This is a genomic window from Pseudomonas sp. PLB05 (assembly GCF_021106615.1).
GTDB classification, from domain to species: Bacteria; Pseudomonadota; Gammaproteobacteria; order Pseudomonadales; family Pseudomonadaceae; genus Chryseomonas; species Chryseomonas benzopyrenica.
The window spans coordinates 789,297-805,989 of record NZ_JAJOHO010000002.1 but is presented as its reverse complement, the minus strand read 5'-3'; the positions used below and the strand labels follow the sequence as shown (position 1 = coordinate 805,989).

Annotated in this window: 15 protein-coding genes; 9 read left to right on the top strand and 6 right to left on the bottom strand. The window is 65.9% G+C overall.

Features of this window, described 5'->3' with window-relative positions; translation table 11 throughout:
* Nucleotides 1–503: 503 nt before the first annotated feature.
* Entirely contained in the window at nt 504–2,030 is a 1,527-nt protein-coding gene (gene ilvA, locus LRS53_RS10380; protein WP_331275304.1) for a threonine ammonia-lyase, biosynthetic, read from the bottom strand.
* 116 nt (nt 2,031–2,146) lie between these two features.
* Between ilvA and rpiA the strand changes: the two genes are divergently transcribed.
* The gene (gene rpiA, locus LRS53_RS10375; protein ID WP_231355813.1) at nt 2,147–2,821 is read left to right on the top strand and encodes a ribose-5-phosphate isomerase RpiA; all 675 of its coding nucleotides are present in this window, start codon (nt 2,147–2,149) and stop codon (nt 2,819–2,821) included.
* Nucleotides 2,822–3,017: 196 nt separating this feature from the next.
* On the opposite strand, the gene serA is transcribed toward rpiA, so the two are convergent.
* On the bottom strand, nt 3,018–4,247 hold the full coding sequence (gene serA / locus LRS53_RS10370; RefSeq protein ID WP_231355812.1) for a phosphoglycerate dehydrogenase: 1,230 nt from the start codon (nt 4,245–4,247) through the stop codon (nt 3,018–3,020).
* A 237-nt stretch (nt 4,248–4,484) separates the two neighbouring features.
* Here serA and LRS53_RS10365 point away from each other — a divergent pair, with 237 nt between their 5' ends.
* The 3 genes from LRS53_RS10365 (at nt 4,485) to LRS53_RS10355 (ending at nt 7,190) form a co-directional block, all read left to right on the top strand.
* Nucleotides 4,485–5,150 carry a fumarylacetoacetate hydrolase family protein gene (locus LRS53_RS10365; RefSeq protein ID WP_231355811.1) on the top strand — a complete coding sequence of 222 codons (666 nt, stop codon included), beginning with the start codon at nt 4,485–4,487 and terminating at the stop codon, nt 5,148–5,150.
* Between the two features lie 140 nt (nt 5,151–5,290).
* Nucleotides 5,291–6,196, top strand: coding sequence for an SdiA-regulated domain-containing protein (locus LRS53_RS10360; RefSeq protein ID WP_231355810.1), 906 nt, complete (start codon nt 5,291–5,293; stop codon nt 6,194–6,196).
* Nucleotides 6,197–6,266: 70 nt separating this feature from the next.
* On the top strand, nt 6,267–7,190 hold the full coding sequence (locus LRS53_RS10355; protein ID WP_231355809.1) for an SdiA-regulated domain-containing protein: 924 nt from the start codon (nt 6,267–6,269) through the stop codon (nt 7,188–7,190).
* A 438-nt stretch (nt 7,191–7,628) separates the two neighbouring features.
* On the opposite strand, the gene LRS53_RS10350 is transcribed toward LRS53_RS10355, so the two are convergent.
* Nucleotides 7,629–8,153, bottom strand: coding sequence for a gamma carbonic anhydrase family protein (locus tag LRS53_RS10350; protein ID WP_017639990.1), 525 nt, complete (start codon nt 8,151–8,153; stop codon nt 7,629–7,631).
* Between the two features lie 315 nt (nt 8,154–8,468).
* Here LRS53_RS10350 and LRS53_RS10345 point away from each other — a divergent pair, with 315 nt between their 5' ends.
* The 5 genes from LRS53_RS10345 (at nt 8,469) to LRS53_RS10325 (ending at nt 14,887) form a co-directional block, all read left to right on the top strand.
* Nucleotides 8,469–9,920 (top strand): anion permease, encoded by a 1,452-nt coding sequence (locus LRS53_RS10345; RefSeq protein ID WP_231355808.1) that lies wholly within the window; start codon nt 8,469–8,471, stop codon nt 9,918–9,920.
* A gap of 1,084 nt (nt 9,921–11,004) precedes the next feature.
* Nucleotides 11,005–12,540 carry an acetyl-CoA hydrolase/transferase family protein gene (locus tag LRS53_RS10340; RefSeq protein WP_064308403.1) on the top strand — a complete coding sequence of 512 codons (1,536 nt, stop codon included), beginning with the start codon at nt 11,005–11,007 and terminating at the stop codon, nt 12,538–12,540.
* A 240-nt stretch (nt 12,541–12,780) separates the two neighbouring features.
* Nucleotides 12,781–13,692, top strand: coding sequence for a D-alanyl-D-alanine endopeptidase (pbpG, locus tag LRS53_RS10335; protein ID WP_017639993.1), 912 nt, complete (start codon nt 12,781–12,783; stop codon nt 13,690–13,692).
* A 176-nt stretch (nt 13,693–13,868) separates the two neighbouring features.
* The gene (locus tag LRS53_RS10330; RefSeq protein WP_017639994.1) at nt 13,869–14,585 is read left to right on the top strand and encodes a carbonic anhydrase; all 717 of its coding nucleotides are present in this window, start codon (nt 13,869–13,871) and stop codon (nt 14,583–14,585) included.
* A 59-nt stretch (nt 14,586–14,644) separates the two neighbouring features.
* Nucleotides 14,645–14,887 (top strand): hypothetical protein, encoded by a 243-nt coding sequence (locus LRS53_RS10325; RefSeq protein WP_231355807.1) that lies wholly within the window; start codon nt 14,645–14,647, stop codon nt 14,885–14,887.
* 13 nt (nt 14,888–14,900) lie between these two features.
* On the opposite strand, the gene LRS53_RS10320 is transcribed toward LRS53_RS10325, so the two are convergent.
* The 3 genes from LRS53_RS10320 to LRS53_RS10310 all read right to left on the bottom strand — a co-directional run bounded on the left by LRS53_RS10320 (nt 14,901) and on the right by LRS53_RS10310 (nt 16,686).
* Complete coding sequence (locus tag LRS53_RS10320) at nt 14,901–15,335, bottom strand: NUDIX hydrolase (RefSeq protein ID WP_231355806.1); 435 nt, start codon at nt 15,333–15,335, stop codon at nt 14,901–14,903.
* Nucleotides 15,335–16,345 carry an AI-2E family transporter gene (locus LRS53_RS10315; protein ID WP_231355805.1) on the bottom strand — a complete coding sequence of 337 codons (1,011 nt, stop codon included), beginning with the start codon at nt 16,343–16,345 and terminating at the stop codon, nt 15,335–15,337. Before LRS53_RS10315 ends, LRS53_RS10320 begins: the two co-directional genes overlap by 1 nt.
* A gap of 131 nt (nt 16,346–16,476) precedes the next feature.
* Nucleotides 16,477–16,686 (bottom strand): diguanylate cyclase domain-containing protein, encoded by a 210-nt coding sequence (locus tag LRS53_RS10310; RefSeq protein ID WP_231355804.1) that lies wholly within the window; start codon nt 16,684–16,686, stop codon nt 16,477–16,479.
* Nucleotides 16,687–16,693 lie beyond the last annotated feature (7 nt).

The window sequence follows — 16,693 nt, the reverse complement described above, 5'->3', positions numbered from 1 at the left end:
GGCGTACTCAACCGTAGCGTGGAAAGCCGCGCAGCGTTTTCCACTGACGGGCTCCGGTACCAACGGTGGATAAGGCTGCGCCGTTATCCACCCTACCCGGATGCCCCCGTAGGTTGGCGCTGAGCGCGGCGAAGCCCAACGGGCGGGACTAGCGGCGTTTGGCCTCCCTCACCCCAGCCCTCTCCCAGAGGGAGAGGAGGCGGTCTGGTTCAGCGTTGGCTTATGGGCTCATCGCGGCCCTGGCGGTCCGCCGATGCGGGCGCTCCAGGAGTCCGATATTTCGCTCATCGCGGCCATGGGCCGCTCCTACAATGACATCTGGACCTGTAGGAGCGGCCCATGGCCGCGATCAGGCGTACTCAACCGTAGCGTGGAAAGCCGCGCAGCGTTTTCCACTGACGGGCTCCGGTACCAACGGTGGATAAGGCTGCGCCGTTATCCACCCTACCCGGATGCCCCCGTAGGTTGGCGCTGAGCGCAGCGAAGCCCAACACCACCAGACCTTAGCCCAGGAACAACCGGTACGCCGGATTCTCGGTCTCGTCCCAATAGCGATAGCCGATGGCATCCAGGGTCGCCAGCAGCTCGCCTCGCTCGGCGTCACTGGCTTCCAGCGCGGCGAATACCCGCCCATCCGCCGCGCCGTGGTTGCGATAATGAAACATGCTGATGTTCCAGCGGCCGCCCAGGCGGTCGAGGAAGTCGAACAGCGCCCGGGGCCGCTCGGGGAATTCGAAGCGGAACACCTGCTCCTCACCGACCCGTGCCGCGTGGCCACCCACGGTGTGGCGGATATGCAGCTTGGCCAGCTCGTTGTCGGTCAGGTCCAGCACCGGGAAGCCCTGGTCGCGCAGGCCCTGGATGAGGGCGTCACGTGGATCGCGTTGGGGATGGGTCTGGACGCCAACGAAGATGTGGGCTTCCTGGCCGGTGTGGTACCGGTAGTTGAATTCGGTGATCTGCCGCCGGCCCAGGGCCTCGCAGAAGGCCCGGAAGCTGCCCGGCCGCTCGGGGATGGTCACGGCGATGATGGCTTCGCGCTGCTCGCCCAGTTCGGCGCGTTCGGCCACGTGTCTCAGGCGGTCGAAGTTGATGTTGGCGCCGGAATCGATGGCCACCAGCACCTGGCCGCCGGAGCCTTCCCGCTCGGCGTATTTCTTGATCCCCGCCACGCCCAGGGCGCCAGCCGGTTCGGTGATGGAGCGGGTGTCGTCATAGATGTCCTTGATCGCCGCGCAGATCTCGTCCGAGCTGACGGTGATCACCTCGTCCACATAACGGCGGCAGACCTCGAAGGTATGGTGGCCGATCTGGGCCACGGCCACGCCATCGGCGAACAGCCCCACCCGCGGCAAGACGACCCGCTCGCCGGCGGCCATGGCCTGCTGCAGGCAGTTGGAGTCATCGGGCTCGACGCCTATGACCTTGATCTCGGGGCGCAGATATTTCACATAGGCGGCGATACCGGCGATCAGGCCGCCACCGCCCACGGGGACGAAGATGGCGTCCAGCCGGCCCGGATGCTGGCGCAGGATCTCCATGGCCACGGTACCCTGGCCGGCGATGACGTCCGGATCGTCATAGGGCGGGACGAAGGTGTAGCCCTGCTCCTCGACCAGGCGCAGCGCCTCGGCCAGGGCCTCGGGAAAGGCGTCGCCATGCAACACCACCTCGCCACCACGGGACTGTACGCCGATGACCTTGAGTTCCGGGGTGGTCCGCGGCATGACGATGATCGCCCGCACGCCCAGTTCGCGGGCCGCCAGGGCCAGGCCCTGGGCATGGTTACCGGCGCTGGCGGCGATGACGCCGCGAGCCTTTTCCTCGGTCGAGAGACTGGCCAGCTTGGTATAGGCGCCGCGGATCTTGAAGGAGAACACCGGCTGCAGGTCTTCGCGCTTGAGCAGCACCTGGCAGCCCAGCCGTTCGGACAGCGCCCGCGCCGGTTGCAGGGGCGTTTCGATGGCCACGTCGTAGACGGGGGCGAGCAGGGTCTTCTTCACATACTGTTCGAGCATCGGCGGGGCGATCCGGTGGGTGCGGCGGGGGCGAAAAGTCTACTACGGGCACTCCCGGGTAGGTTAGCCAGGCCGTCCGAGCGGCTATAATCGGCGACCCTTCACCCGTTTTCTCTGCGGATACCCCCATGAATCAGGACCAGCTCAAGCAGGCCGTCGCCCAGGCCGCGGTCGACCTCATCCTTCCCCAGCTCTCACGCGACAGCGTGGTCGGCGTGGGCACCGGCTCGACCGCCAACTTCTTCATCGACCTGCTGGCCAAGCACAAGCTGGAATTCGACGGCGCCGTGGCCAGCTCCCAGGCCACCGCCGACCGGCTGAAGCGTCACGGCATCACCGTCTATGACCTCAACGGCGTCAGCGACCTGGAATTCTACGTGGACGGCGCCGACGAAGCCGACGGCCACCTCAACCTGATCAAGGGCGGCGGCGCGGCCTTGACCCGCGAGAAGATCGTCGCCGCGGTGGCGCGCAAATTCATCTGCATCGCCGACGCCAGCAAGCGCGTCGACGTCCTCGGCGAATTCCCGCTGCCGGTGGAAGTCATCCCCATGGCCCGCAGCCACGTGGCCCGCGAGCTGGTGAAACTGGGCGGCGACCCGGAATACCGCGACGGCGTGGTGACCGACAACGGCAACGTCATCCTCGACGTGCACAACATGCACATCGTCGATCCGGTGGGCCTGGAAGCGAAGATCAACAACATCGTCGGCGTGGTCGCCAACGGCCTCTTCGCCGCCCGCCCGGCGGACGTGCTGCTGTTGGGCACCGCCCAGGGCGTGGAGCGTCTGGAGCGCAGCTGAGTCTCTACCAGCGGCCAAGGCGTTCCGCCGATGTGGCCGCTGCTGCGTGACCCTATCGCGGCCGTGGGCCGCTCCTACCGATACATCGAGCGTCCTGTAGGAGCGGCCCATGGCCGCGATGGATGCCCTGCCAGCACGCAAGCAAAAGCCCCGGTCAGGCGAACCCGACCGGGGCTTTTCTATGACAGCTAAAGGCTTAGAACAGCACGCGGCAGCGGATGGTGCCCTTGACGTTCTGCAGCTTCTCTTGCGCCAGGTCGGAGTACTCGGCGTCGACGTCGATCACCACGTAGCCGACCTTCTCGTCGGTCTGCAGGTACTGACCGGAGATGTTGATGCCGCTCTCGGAGAAGACCCGGTTGATCTCCGACAGCACGCCCGGGACGTTCTGGTGGATGTGCAGCAGGCGGTGCTTGCCCGGGTGCGACGGCAGGGCCACTTCAGGGAAGTTGACCGAGGACACCGAGGTGCCGTTGTCACTGTACTTGACCAGTTTTTCGGCCACTTCCAGGCCGATGTTGGCCTGGGCCTCGGCGGTGGAGCCACCGATGTGCGGGGTCAGGATGACGTTGTCCAGGCCACGCAGCGGCGACACGAACTCGTCGTTGTTGGAACGCGGCTCCACTGGGAAGACGTCGATGGCGGCGCCGATCAGGTGCTCGTCCTTGATGGCCGCAGCCAGGGCGTCGAGGTCGACCACGGTGCCGCGCGCGGCGTTGATCAGGATGCCGCCCTTCTTGATGGCACGGATCTCGCGCTCACCCATCATCAGCTGGGTGGCGGGAGTTTCCGGCACGTGCAGGGTGACGATGTCGCTCATGCCGAGCAGCTCGGTCAGGGAGCCGACCTGCTGGGCGTTGCCCAGGGGCAGCTTGGTGATGACGTCATAGAAGAACACCTGCATGCCCAGGCCCTCGGCCAGCACCGACAGCTGGGTGCCGATGGAGCCGTAGCCGATGATGCCGAGCTTCTTGCCACGGATCTCGAAGGAGTTGGCCGCGCTCTTGATCCAGCCGCCGCGGTGGCAGGAGGCGTTCTTGGCCGGGATGCCGCGCAGCAGCAGGATGGCCTCGGCCAGCACCAGCTCGGCGACCGAACGGGTGTTGGAATAGGGGGCGTTGAACACGGCGATGCCGCGCTCGCGGGCGGCCTGCAGGTCGACCTGGTTGGTGCCGATGCAGAAGCAGCCGACGGCGACCAGCTTCTTGGCGCAGTCGAATACCTCTTCGGTGAGCTGGGTGCGCGAGCGGATGCCGATGAAATGGGCGTCGGCGATCTTTTCCTTGAGCTGGGCATCCGGCAGGGAGCTGGTGACGTACTCGATGTTGCTGTAACCCGCGGACTTCAGGATATCCACGGCGGACTGGTGGACGCCTTCCAGGAGAAGGAAGCGGATCTTGCTCTTGTCGAGGGAAGTCTTGCTCATCTGCGTTGAATCCAGAGTTTCCAGGGAGAAGGATGCCGGCGCGGCGCAGGCCAGGTCAGCCAGCGGCAAAGGGGTCGCTATCTTAGCATGCGCAGCCGGATGCAGGTCCGGTTGCGACCTGAAGCTTTCTCAGGGCGACCATGAGCACCTTGCGACCCGCATCGCGCCGCGACGTCCGCTTTTGGTTAAGATCGTGAGGTTAAGATCGCCAGCAGACGCCACTCACCAGGAGCCCCCATGGCCTACCAGCACCAGTACCTCGATGGCACCAAGATCCACTTCCCCCTGGGCAAGGTCGTCTGCATCGGCCGCAACTACGCCGAGCACGCCAAGGAGCTGAACAACCCGGTGCCTTCCGAGCCCCTGCTGTTCATCAAGCCGGCCAGCTGCGTGGTGCCGGTGGCCGAGGGCTTCGTCATCCCCACCGATCAGGGTTCGGTGCACTACGAAGCCGAGATCGCCGTGCTGATCGGCAAGCCGCTGTCGAAGAAGCCTTCGCCAGAGGAAGTCCGCGACGCCCTCTCCGGCTTCGCCCCCGCCCTGGACCTGACCCTTAGAGACGTGCAGAGCCGCCTCAAGGAAAAGGGCTATCCCTGGGAGATCGCCAAGAGCTTCGACGGCGCCTGCGTGCTCGCGCCCTTCGTGCCGGGCGATGCCTTCGAGGATCTGGCCGACATCCCGGTGCGCCTGACCATCAACGGCGAGGTGCGCCAGGACGGCAACAGCCGCGACATGCTCAACCCCATCCTGCCGCTGATCCAGACCATCGCCGGGCATTTCTCCCTGCAACCGGGTGACGTCATCCTCACCGGCACACCGGTAGGTGTCGGACCGCTCAACGTGGGCGATCAACTGGTGCTGGAGCTGCCGGACGTTAGCCGCTTCGAAACCCGCGTGCTATAACCCCCGCCACCCCACCGTCGCCTGGCGGGTGCCTGGCGATGGTGTACCGGCACAGCCACGACGCTCTAGGCTTTGCCTGAAAAGTGCCTACGCTCGGCGACTTTGCAGACAAGCCATAACAAGAAGCCGTACGAGCCCGCATGTCCAGACTCCCCCGCCTCATCCTGTTCCGCCTCCTCCCCGCCTTCGTCCTGCTGGTGCTGATCGTCCTCACCTTCGTCTGGCACTGGAACGATAGGGCGCTGCTCTGGTGGCAGGAATACCGCACGCCGCCGGAAGTACGGGCCCAGGCGGTCTGGCTGCCGGACTACCAGGCGGTGATCCAGGGCAAGCCGCTGCCGGGTCTGGCCGAGGCCGAGACTTCCGACCTCACCTACGATCCCCGCACCCGCACCCTCTTCGCCGTCACCGGCAATACGCCCTACCTGGTGCAGCTGAGCCTGACCGGCGACATCCTCAGGCGCATCCCGATCCGCAACGTCGCCAACCTCGAAGGCGTGACCGCCCTGGAAGACGGGCGCCTGGTCATCGTCGACGAGCGCCAGCGGCGGCTGTCGCTGTTCCAGCTGGCGGACGACACCCAGGAGCTGGACGCCAACACCTTCGAGCATCATGACCTGGGCTTTCCCGACGCCGGCAACAAGGGCTTCGAAGGCATCGCCTGGGATCCACGGCGCCAACGCCTGATCCTCAGCAAGGAGCGCGACCCGGCCGCCCTCTTCACCCTGGCCAGCGACGGCCGCGGCGTTACCGGTACCCTTCAGCCCTTTCCCCTCAAGCAGCTGGTGATCGACTACTCCGCGGTGGCGGTCGACCCGCGCACCGGTCACCTGCTGGCGCTGTCCGATCAGTCCCACACCCTGGTGGAAATGACCGCGGAAGGTGCACCGGTCAGCTTCATCAGCCTCAGAGACGGTCTGCACGGCCTCAAGGCGACCATGGAACAGCCGGAAGGCGTGGCCCTCGATGAGGCCGGCAATCTCTACCTGATTGGTGAACCCAATCTCTTCCACGTGTTTCACAAGGTGTCCAAAGCGGCGCAATGAGCGCCTATTCAGCTTGAATTCAGGGTGGCGCCCTTAGGCTGCGCGGCATCACCGCCTCAGGACCCTGTCGATGCTTCCGCTGTTTTCCCCGCGCACCCTGGGTGCCCTGTTGGGCGCCGCCCTGCTGCTGACCCTGACCCTGGTGGCCCAGCAGCACCGGCTGTTCGAGCGCCTCTGGTTCAACGTCCAGAGCCAGCTCCAGGCCGAGAGTCGGCAGGCCCGCTCGCTATGGCTGCCGAGCTATCGCGTCACCGTGGAAGCGCGCCCCATCGGCGAGGGCATCACCGACGTCTCGGCGCTGAGCTTCGATCCGGATCGCCGCACCCTGGTCAGCGTCACCAACAAGCCGGCGCGTTTTCTCGAACTCGACCTGGATGGCCGGCTGCTACGCCAGGTGGACCTCAAGGGCTTCAGTGATCCGGAGGCCATCGAGTACATCAAGCCGGGTGTGTACATGATCAGCGAAGAGCGCCGCCAACGCCTGGTGCGGGTACAAATCGGTGCCGACACCCAGGTGGTGGACATCGACGACCGCCAGGTCAGTCATCCCTTCAGCCTGAGCGATGTGGAAAGCGACAACCGCGGCAACGAAGGCCTGGCCTACGACGCGACCCGCGAGCGCTTCTTCGTCGCCAAGGAAAGCGATCCGGTACGCATCTACGAGATCGACGGCCTGGGCAGCGAAGCCTTCGAGGGCCTGCAGGCCCTGTCGCTGCGCAGCGACCCCAAGCGTGACCGCCGCCTGTTCGTGCGCGATCTCTCCAGCCTGCAATTCGACCCCGGCACCGGCCATCTGCTGGCGCTCTCCGATCAGTCGCGGCTGGTACTGGAGCTGGATGACGACGGCAAGCCGATCAGCTCCCTGTCGCTGCTGCGTGGCCAGCACGGCCTGAGCCGCAGCGTGCCTCAGGCCGAGGGCGTGGCCATGGACGACCGGGGCCGGCTGTATGTGGTCAGCGAGCCGAATCTGTTCTATCGCTTCGAGAAGCCGTGAGGCAGAGGCTCATCGCGCCCAAGGCGGTCCGCCGCCTGCTCGGATAGCCCCCTCTCCCCAGCCCTCTCCCCAAGGGAGAGGGGGTGGTCCGGCGCCGTGGATAGCGGAGCGACAATGGATCGCGAATCTGCCTTTGGCGCTGGAAACGAACGCCTGCTCGGATAGCCCCCTCTCCCCCCCGGGAGAGGGTTGGGGTGAGGGCGCGCCCGGCAGCGATGGTCATATGGAAAAGGCTGCGCCGTTTTTCACGCTACGCGGCCAGTGTTGGGCTTCGACGATGGAGCCGTCTCAACCCAACCTACGGGAATCGCCGTAGGTTGGGTTGAGCGCAGCGAAGCCCAACAGGCTGGAGCGGCTTCGCCCTCTCCCCAGCCCTCTCCCCAAGGGAGAGGGGGGTGGTCCGGCGTCGACTCCTATCATTGTCGCCAAGCGATGCCCCTACTCCCCCTGCTCGAACAACTCCTCCAGGTAGCGTCGCGCATTGGCCACATAGACCTGGGCATTGGCCGCCAGCTGCGCCTGCTGGGCGTCGCTCAGGGTGCGCACCACCTTGGCCGGCGAGCCGAGCACCAGGGAGCCATCGGGGATCACCGCGTTCTCGGTGACCAGGGCATTGGCGCCCACCAGGCAGTTGCGCCCGATGCGCGCGCCGTTGAGCACCACCGCGTGGATGCCGATCAGGCTGCCGTCGCCGATCTCGCAGCCATGCAGCATGGCCTGGTGCCCCACGGTGACGCCGCGCCCCAGGGTCAGCGGCGAACCGGGATCGGTGTGCAGCACGGCGCCGTCCTGCACGTTGCTATCGGGGCCGATGTGGATCAGTTCGTTGTCACCGCGCAGCACCGCGCCAAACCAGACGCTGGCGCCTTCATCCAGGCGCACCTTGCCGATCACCGCGGCGGTAGGCGCGACCCAGCTGTGCGGATGGGCGTCGACGCGGTGTTCTCCCAGGCGGTACTTCATGGCGGTCATCCTCGTGTTGTTATGGTTGGCGGAAAGTCCGATTGTTCGCCGAGGTGAGCGACGGGCGCAATCGCCAGCGCCCGGCGCCTTCGCGTTGTTGCAAGTAATTCTCGATAGCGAAAGAATGCCTTCAGGGAACCTGAGACCGCAGGACTGCGACGAATGACCACGGCCAGCACGCTGGGAAAGGCGCTCGACCTTTGCAAAGCTTGCTGCCGCTGATGGCATCTTGTCCTCACGGCCAGTGTCCTGTCCGTCGTCAGCCATCCCGGCCCAGGCCGGTTTCCCGAGACCACCGGAATCTGCGAGCGCCCGATGCGTACCACCTGGAAATTCCTGCTGCCCCTCGCCGTCACCGGATTGCTGGCGCTGCTGCCCGCACCGGAGGGCCTACCCGCTCACGCCTGGCTGTACTTCGCCCTCTTCGCCGGGGTGGTGGTGGGACTGATCCTCGAACCCCTGCCCGGCGCGGTGATCGGCCTGATCGGGGTAGCCCTGGCGGCCCTGCTGGCGCCCTGGGTGCTGTTCAGCCCGGCGCAACTGGCGACACCGGGCTTTCGCGCGCCCCAGGAGGCGCTGAAATGGGGCCTGGCGGGGTTTTCCAACAACACCGTCTGGCTGATCTTCAGTGCCTTCATGTTCGCTTTGGGCTATGAGAAGACCGGGCTCGGGCGGCGGATCGCCCTGCTGCTGGTCAAGGCCATGGGCCGCCGGACCCTGACCCTGGGCTACGCGGTGATGCTGGCCGATCTGGCCCTGGCCCCCTTCACCCCGTCCAACACCGCGCGCAGCGGCGGCACCGTCTACCCGGTGATCCGCAACCTGCCGCTGCTCTACGATTCCAAGCCCAACGACCCCAGCGCGCGGCGCATCGGCTCCTACCTGATGTGGGTGGCGATCTCCTCCACCTGCGTCACCAGTACCCTGTTCCTCACTGCCCTGGCGCCCAACCTGCTGGCCGCCGCCCTGATCGAGAAGACCGCCCAGGTGCACATCAGCTGGGGCCAGTGGTTCATCGCCGCCGCACCCATGGGCATCCTGCTGCTGGCCCTGCTGCCGCTGCTGGCCTACTGGCTGTATCCACCGGAGATCAAGCGCAACGACCAGGTGCCGCTGTGGGCGGCCAAGGAACTCGCCGCGCTCGGCCCGCTGACACGCGATGAAAAGCTGCTGCTGGCCCTGGTGATCGGCGCCCTGGCGCTGTGGATCTTTGGCGCCGCCTGGGCCGACCCGGCGTTGGTGGGGATCCTGGTCATCGTGCTGATGCTGCTGCTCAAGGTCATCACCTGGAACGATGCCTTGGGCAACAAGGCCGCCTGGAACACCTTCGCCTGGTTCGCCACCCTGGTGGCCCTGGCCGACGGCCTGACCCGGGTCGGCTTCGTCGCCTGGTTCGGCCAGTGGGTCGCCGGCCACCTGGGCGGCTTCCACGCCGGCACCGCCATGGTGGTACTGGTAACGGTGTTCTATCTCGCCCACTACCTGTTCGCCAGTTCCACCGCCCACACCACCGCGCTGCTGCCGGTGATGCTGGCCGCCGGCATGGGCATCCCCGGCATCGACCTGCCGGTATTCGCCCTGCTGCTGGGCACCTCGCTGGGGCTGATGGGCATCATCACCCCCTATGGCACCGGGCCAAGTCCGGTGTACTACGGCAGCGGCTACCTGCCCAGCGCGGACTACTGGCGACTGGGGACCATTTTCGGCGCGCTGTTCCTGATGGTGCTGCTGGGGATCGGGGTGCCGTGGATCATGATGGTGGCGTGAGGCAGAGGCCCGAGTGGAGCACCGTAGGTTGGGTTGAGCGATAGCGAAGCCCAACATTGCGGAGGTTGCCGTGATGCCTTTATCGGTGCCCTGGCTGCTTATCGAGTGCTCGGATGACTTTTGTTTCGCCCACCCGGGCGACTCACTTTTGCCAATCGCGGCTGCGCGCCCCGGACAAAAGTAAGTAAAAACGCTGTCCCCACGTTTCGGCCCTCCGCTGCGCTCCGGGTCCCCTCGCTCCGGCGCCGCTCCGGGGGCACGGCACGAAGGGGCCTCCTGCCCCTCCCGCCTTGCTCGGCGTCCTGCCTCGCATCCTCTCCGCAACACCTGCACTCGGCCTCACTGACGGGGACGGGGCGCCAGCCCGATGCTTGGGTATTCATAGGGGCTGTAACGTGGAAAACCGCGCAGCGTTTTCTGCTAGTGGTGTAACTATGCTCAATGGACAAGGCTGCGCCTTTGTCCACGCTACGGGCTGTTCATAGCTCTTCAACCAAAACTTTCAGTCTTGCGAATCGCCCCGTTCAGTAGGGCGAACGGCAGTGTCGAGGAGCGGGTCGAGCCGCAGGGATGCGGCGAGAGGTCCAGTGGGCCATGGAAGGCCCATCTGGACCGACCCCGGAACGGCGCTGGCGTGAGCGAAACGTAGCGGAGCGAAGTAACAGCCGTAGGCTGGCCCAAAGGGCGAGCAACGCGAGTCACCTGGAGCGAAGCGGAAGGCCGGATGACCGGGGCAAGCGTTTTTGGTTACTTTTGTCCGGGGCGCGCAGCCGCGACTGGCAAAAGTGACTCGCCCGGGTGGGCGAAACAAAAAGCATCAGTAAACCCCGATAAACAGCTAGGGCATCCACAACCCTAATCCGTTGGGCTTCGCTGCGCTCAGCGCCAACCTACAAATACCGATGTTCGAGATGACTAGGCACCGTTGGGCTTCGCTGCGCTCAGCCCAACCTACCGAACCCTACCTACATCCCTCTTCAAAAATTTCCCCGCCCACCCGACCTTTTGCTTAGGGACCTAAGCATCCCTTCGGCGTAGAATCCACATTCTTAGTGTGCTTTCGATAACACCCGCAGAGGTCGTCATGTCCCACCGTATTCGCCATCCCGGTTTCGCCGCCAAGCGCCAGAGCGCCGAGCAGGCCGCGCAGTTCATTCGTCACGGCATGACCGTGGGCATGAGCGGTTTCACCGGGGCCGGTTATCCCAAGGCCGTGCCCGGCGCCCTGGCCCAGCGCATCACCGCCAGCCATGGCGCCGGCGAGCCCTTTCGCATCAAGGTGTTGACCGGTGCCTCCACCGCACCGGAGCTGGACGGTGCCCTGGCGCGGGTCGATGGCATCGAGTTGCGAGTGCCCTTCCAGTCCGATCCGGAGCTGCGCAGCCGCATCAACGCCGGCGGCCTGGATTACATGGACATCCACCTGGGCCAGCTGGCGGAAAAGGTGCGCTACGGCTTCTTCGGCAAGATCGACGTGGCGGTGGTGGAGATCGCGGCGATCCGCGAAGACGGTCTGCTGGTGCCCTCTTCCTCGGTGGGCAACAACAAGACCTGGCTGGACATGGCCGATGCGGTGATCCTGGAGGTCAATCGCTGGCAGCCCGATGCCCTGGACGGCATGCACGACATCTACACCGACGGCGCCCTGCCGCCCCATCGCACGCCCATTCCGCTGGCCCATCCCGGTGACCGCATCGGCTCGCCCTACCTGGAGGTGCCGCTGGACAAGGTAGTGGCCGTGGTGGAGACCGATGCCCCCGATCGCAACAGCCCGTTCAAGGCGCCGGACGCCGCCTCCCAGGCCATCGCCGCGCACCTGCTGGACTTCCTCCGCTTCGAGGTACGCCAGGGACGCATCCCGGCCAACCTGCTGCCGATCCAGTCGGGGGTCGGCAACATCGCCAACGCCTTCATGCAGGGCCTGGCCGAGAGCGAGTTCGAAGGGCTGACCGCCTTCACCGAGGTGATCCAGGACGGCATGCTGGAACTGCTCATCAGCGGCAAGATGGAATTGGCTTCGGCGACGTCCTTCTCCCTGAGTCCGGCGGGCATCGAGCGCTTCCTCGAACACGCCGAAGCGCTGCGCCAGCGCATCATCCTGCGCCAGCAGGGGGTGAGCAATCATCCGGAACTGGTGCGCCGTCTGGGCTGCATCGCCCTGAACGGCATGCTCGAAGCCGACCTCTATGGCAACGTCAACTCCACCCACCAGATGGGCACGGGGATGATGAACGGCATCGGCGGCTCCGGCGACTTCGCCCGCAATGCCTATCTGTCGGTGTTCATGGCGCCGAGCACGGCCAAGAACGGGCTGATCTCGACCCTGGTGCCCATGGTCAGTCACGTCGACCATACCGAGCACGATGTCTCGGTGATCGTCACCGACCAGGGTTTGGCCGACCTGCGCATGCTCAGCCCCAAGCAGCGCGCCCGGGCCATCCTCGAACACTGCGTGCACCCCAGCTTCCGCCCGGCACTGGAGGACTACTTCGCGCGCGCCCTGGCCGGCAGCCATGGCAAGCACACCCCGCACCTGCTGCCCGAGGCCCTGGCCTGGCACGAGCGCTACCTGGTCACCGGCAGCATGCTCGGCCCCGCCGCCCAGGAAGCCCACGACTGAAAGGCAAGGCGTCCGAGCCTTCTCGGGCGCCCTTTCGCTCCGCCATCCCTGCCGTTCGTCGCCCATCTGCAACTAATTGTGACTTTTTGCCAGCGCGCTGTGTAAAAAGCTGCCCTGTCGGATTCCCAGCCGACATTCCGGGTGATAAAAGACGTGAAATCTCTAAGCAATGTCCTTGATCTGCAAGGGGCATTGCCGTTCGCGGTTGTTCTAATTCCGCCCCCTTTGAGAGCTGCTACCGTGAAGATCTGTCATCAACTCGCCGGCTTGTTGCTGGCTGGCTTGGTCGGGCTGAGTCCGGCCGTCCTGGCCCAGACCCCACCGAAGGTCAAGGCCGCGGCTGCCGCCACTGCCCAGCGCCTGGCCTCGAACCACGCCCTGGTCGTGGACCTCAAGACCAACCAGGTGCTCTTTTCCCAGAATCCCGATCAGGTCGCCCCCATCGCCTCGGTGACCAAGCTGATGACCGCCCTGGTGGTGCTCGATGCCAAGCTGCCGCTGGAGCAGACCATCGACATCGACATCAGCGAGAATCCGGCCATGCGCGGCATCTTCTCGCGGGTGCGCCTGGGCAGTCAGCTGACCCGGCGCGACATGCTGCAACTGGCGCTGATGTCCTCGGAAAACCGCGCCGCCACCAGCCTCGCCCACCACTATCCAGGTGGCCAGCGCGCCTTTGTCGCCGCCATGAATGCCAAGGCCCGCGCCCTGGGCATGAAGAACACCCGCTACGCCGAGCCCACTGGCCTGTCGCCGCTCAACGTCTCCACCGCGCGTGATCTGGTCACCCTGCTCAAGGCCACCGAACGCTATCCGCTGCTCGGTCAGCTCAGCACCACCCCGGAAAAGACCCAGGCCTTCCACAATCCCAACTATGTGCTGGGCTTTCGCAATACCAATCACCTGGTCTACAACGCCGACTGGAGTGTGCAGCTGACCAAGACCGGCTACACCGACAAGGCCGGTCACTGCCTGGTGATGCGCACCGTGATGGCCGGTCGTCCGGTGGCCTTCGTGGTGATGGACGCCTTCGGCAAGTTCACCCACATGGCCGATGCCACCCGCGTCCGTCGCTGGCTGGAAACTGGCGCCCTGAGCCCCCTGCCGGGCGCGCCCAAGGCGGGTCGCAGCACGGTATTGGCGCGGCAGTGACGCTCGCCTGAGCGAGTCCCGAAGCCGCGTTCCGACGCGGCTTTTTCATGCCTGGCGCTTTTCCACGGGTCGGATAGGCGCCGCCTCGCCTGGCAGGATCGGCGGCGGCGGTCAATAGTTATCCCTAGCGCTGGAGACCGCAGTACCGGCACGCCCCCACGCCAAGAGGTGTCCCGATGAAGCCCGCCTTGTCACGTCGCCAACTCCTACACTGCGCCTGCTGCCTGCCGGTGGCCGCTGCCCTGGCCCCGCTGGCCCTGCCTGCCCTGGCCGCGCCGGCCAAGGCCCACACCACCCTCACTGCCGAGCAGGCCCTGCAACGGCTGATCGATGGCAACCAGGGCTTCATGGACGACCAGCCCCTGCATGGAGAAACCAACCGCGATCGGCGTCTGGCGATCGCCAAGGGCCAGACACCCTTTTGCGTGCTGGTGTCCTGTTCGGATTCGCGGGTCTCGCCGGAGCTGCTGTTCGGCCGTGGCCTGGGCGAGTTGTTTATCGTGCGCAACGCCGGCAACACCCTGGACACCACCGCCCTGGGCTCGGTGGAGTACGCCATCAGCCAGCTGGGGGTGCCGCTGATCGTGGTCATGGGCCATGAGAAATGCGGCGCGGTGGAAGCCGCGGTGGCGGTGGTGGAGCAGAACGCCCTCTATCCCGGTGCCATCGGCGCCATGATCGAACCCATCCTGCCGGCGGTGCTCAGCGCCCGCGCCGGCAATCCGCCGGACCTGCTGGAAGCGGCGGTGCGCAGCAACGTACAGCGCACGGTCAGGCGCCTGCGCGCAGCCTCCGAGCCGACCCTGCTGGCACCGCAACAGGACGGTCGGGTCAAGGTGGTGGGCGCCTACTACACCTTGGAGAACGGCCACGTGGACTTCTTCGACGTCTGAGGCGGGCACCCCGGACGTCAGGTGCGGTCTAGGCCTGTATCCCCAGTCCGGAACGCCCCATGAGCAAAGACGCGATCGCCCACGAGTACTACGAGACCGTCACCGGCCGCTGCTGGCTGGATGACGTGCGTGAATGGCGCCGCTTGCAGGCCGAGGCCCAGGCCGCCGCCGATCGCTACCTGGCCTGCCCGGAGGATCTCGAAGCGCCCGAGCGCCTGCGGCTGGAACAGGCATGGCGCGCCATCAATGAAGAAGCTGGCACCTTCTGGCAGCGCATGTGGGCGAATCTGGATCGTCAGTGATCGGGCAGAGGCCCTAGCTGGCGGTAGCGAGCAGCGCCTGCAGGCCTTCGGGTACCAGCCGACAGGTGTCGTCGAAGGCATCGAGCGAGCGCCAGGTAGCCATGAAGGCCTCACCATCGCTCTCTTGGCCGGGCAGCTCTGCCTGCGCATAAAGGTGCCGATCGGCAAATTCGGCGGCGTAGACCAGCACCACCTCATGGCCCGGCCGCCCCGCGTAGCTGAACAGCGATTCCAGGGTGCCCAGCAGCCTTACCTCGGCCAGCTCCACGCCCAGTTCTTCGCGGATCTCGCGCCGCACCGCCGCCTGGCTGGTTTCGCCGAACTCCACGCCACCGCCCAGGGGCCGACAGAAGCGCCGGCCATCGTGCGGGTCCTGCGTCTCACGCACCAGCATGCGCTTGCCCTGACGCAGCACGCAGAGCACCAGGACGCGGATCTGACCACTCATTACACCAGCCCTTCCGCCCTCAACTCGCTCTTAAGATAGGCGTAGTACACCGGCGCCGCCACCAGCCCCGGCAGGCCGAAGGCCGCCTCGAACACCAGCATGGCCACCAGCAACTCCCAGGAACGGGCGCTGATCTGGCCGCCGACGATGCGGGCGTTGAGGAAGTACTCCAGCTTGTGGATGGCGATCAGGTAGCCCAGCGCCGCCACCGCGACCCAGATCGACAGCGACAGACCGGCGATGAAGATCAGGGTGTTGGACATCAGATTGCCGATCACCGGCAGCAGGCCAAGGATGAAGGTGAGGATCACCAAGGTCTTGGCCAGCGGCAGATGGACATCGAACAGCGGCAACACGCCGAGCAGGAAGATGCCGGTCAGGGTGGTGTTGAGCAGCGAGATCTTGATCTGGGCGAAGACGATGTTGCGAAAGGCCTGGGCCACCAGGCCGAGACGCACCAGCAGCGCGCCGGACAGCGGGCGCAGGCGCTCGGGATCAGGCGTGGGCTGCAGGGCGACGATGGCGCCGAGGATCATGCCGATCAGCACAATGACAAAGGTCCGCGCCGCATCCCGACCGAACAGTTGCAGTTGCGCCACATGGGCGCGCACCCACTCCACCAGCTCCTGCTTCATGCTGTCGGCGTTGGCCGGCAGGTAGGCGTCCAGCGAGGGTGGCAACTGGGCGCGGGCACGCTCGGTGAGCACCATGAACTTGTCCAGCAGCCGTCCGGGGTTCTGCACCTCCTGGATGATGAAGCTGGTGAACCAGACGAAGAACAGCGTCAGCAGGCTCACCACCAGGGTGCCGAGCAGCGCCACGGCGAGCCAGCGCGCGCCGCCGCCGGGCAGATGGCGCTGCAGGCGCCCGGCCAGGGTGTTGACCAGTTCGTACACCAGCAGGCCGGCTAACAGGCTGGGCAAGAGCTTGAGCGGGAGAACCAGATAGAGCGCGGTGAAGACGATGATCCAGCTGGCCAAGATGGCCTGGCGTTGCGTGAAGGCGTACATAGATTACCGGCGGCAGAATCCCTGCCCGCAGTCTGACAGTCTGCCGCCTCGCCGCACAGCCTGGGCAGCGAAGAAAGCCCGAACCTCTGTTACCCGGCATTACCTGACCGGGCGCTGTTCAACCCACCGTCCTAGCCCGCCAATTCCGCGGCGCAGACCTGCGCGCGGCCCTGGTGCTTGGCCGCATAGAGCTGCGCATCGGCGGCGGTGATCAGAGCCGCCGGATCGACGGCGGTCGGCGATAGCGCGGTGGCCACGCCCAGACTCAAGGTGACGTAGCCGGTCACCGAGGAATAGCCGTGGGTCAGACGCTGGTCGCGGACCTGCTGCAGCAGCCGCATAGACGCG

Bases quoted from the DNA above. Each gene is read 5' to 3' on its own strand.
- rpiA (WP_231355813.1), top strand. From the start codon at position 2,147: ATGAATCAGGACCAGCTCAAGCAGGCCGTCGCCCAGGCCGCGGTCGAC.
- serA (WP_231355812.1), bottom strand. From the start codon at position 4,247: ATGAGCAAGACTTCCCTCGACAAGAGCAAGATCCGCTTCCTTCTCCTG.
- LRS53_RS10365 (WP_231355811.1), top strand. From the start codon at position 4,485: ATGGCCTACCAGCACCAGTACCTCGATGGCACCAAGATCCACTTCCCC.
- LRS53_RS10360 (WP_231355810.1), top strand. From the start codon at position 5,291: ATGTCCAGACTCCCCCGCCTCATCCTGTTCCGCCTCCTCCCCGCCTTC.
- LRS53_RS10355 (WP_231355809.1), top strand. From the start codon at position 6,267: ATGCTTCCGCTGTTTTCCCCGCGCACCCTGGGTGCCCTGTTGGGCGCC.
- LRS53_RS10350 (WP_017639990.1), bottom strand. From the start codon at position 8,153: ATGAAGTACCGCCTGGGAGAACACCGCGTCGACGCCCATCCGCACAGC.
- LRS53_RS10345 (WP_231355808.1), top strand. From the start codon at position 8,469: ATGCGTACCACCTGGAAATTCCTGCTGCCCCTCGCCGTCACCGGATTG.
- LRS53_RS10340 (WP_064308403.1), top strand. From the start codon at position 11,005: ATGTCCCACCGTATTCGCCATCCCGGTTTCGCCGCCAAGCGCCAGAGC.
- LRS53_RS10330 (WP_017639994.1), top strand. From the start codon at position 13,869: ATGAAGCCCGCCTTGTCACGTCGCCAACTCCTACACTGCGCCTGCTGC.
- LRS53_RS10325 (WP_231355807.1), top strand. From the start codon at position 14,645: ATGAGCAAAGACGCGATCGCCCACGAGTACTACGAGACCGTCACCGGC.
- LRS53_RS10320 (WP_231355806.1), bottom strand. From the start codon at position 15,335: ATGAGTGGTCAGATCCGCGTCCTGGTGCTCTGCGTGCTGCGTCAGGGC.
- LRS53_RS10315 (WP_231355805.1), bottom strand. From the start codon at position 16,345: ATGTACGCCTTCACGCAACGCCAGGCCATCTTGGCCAGCTGGATCATC.
- LRS53_RS10310 (WP_231355804.1), bottom strand. From the start codon at position 16,686: ATGCGGCTGCTGCAGCAGGTCCGCGACCAGCGTCTGACCCACGGCTAT.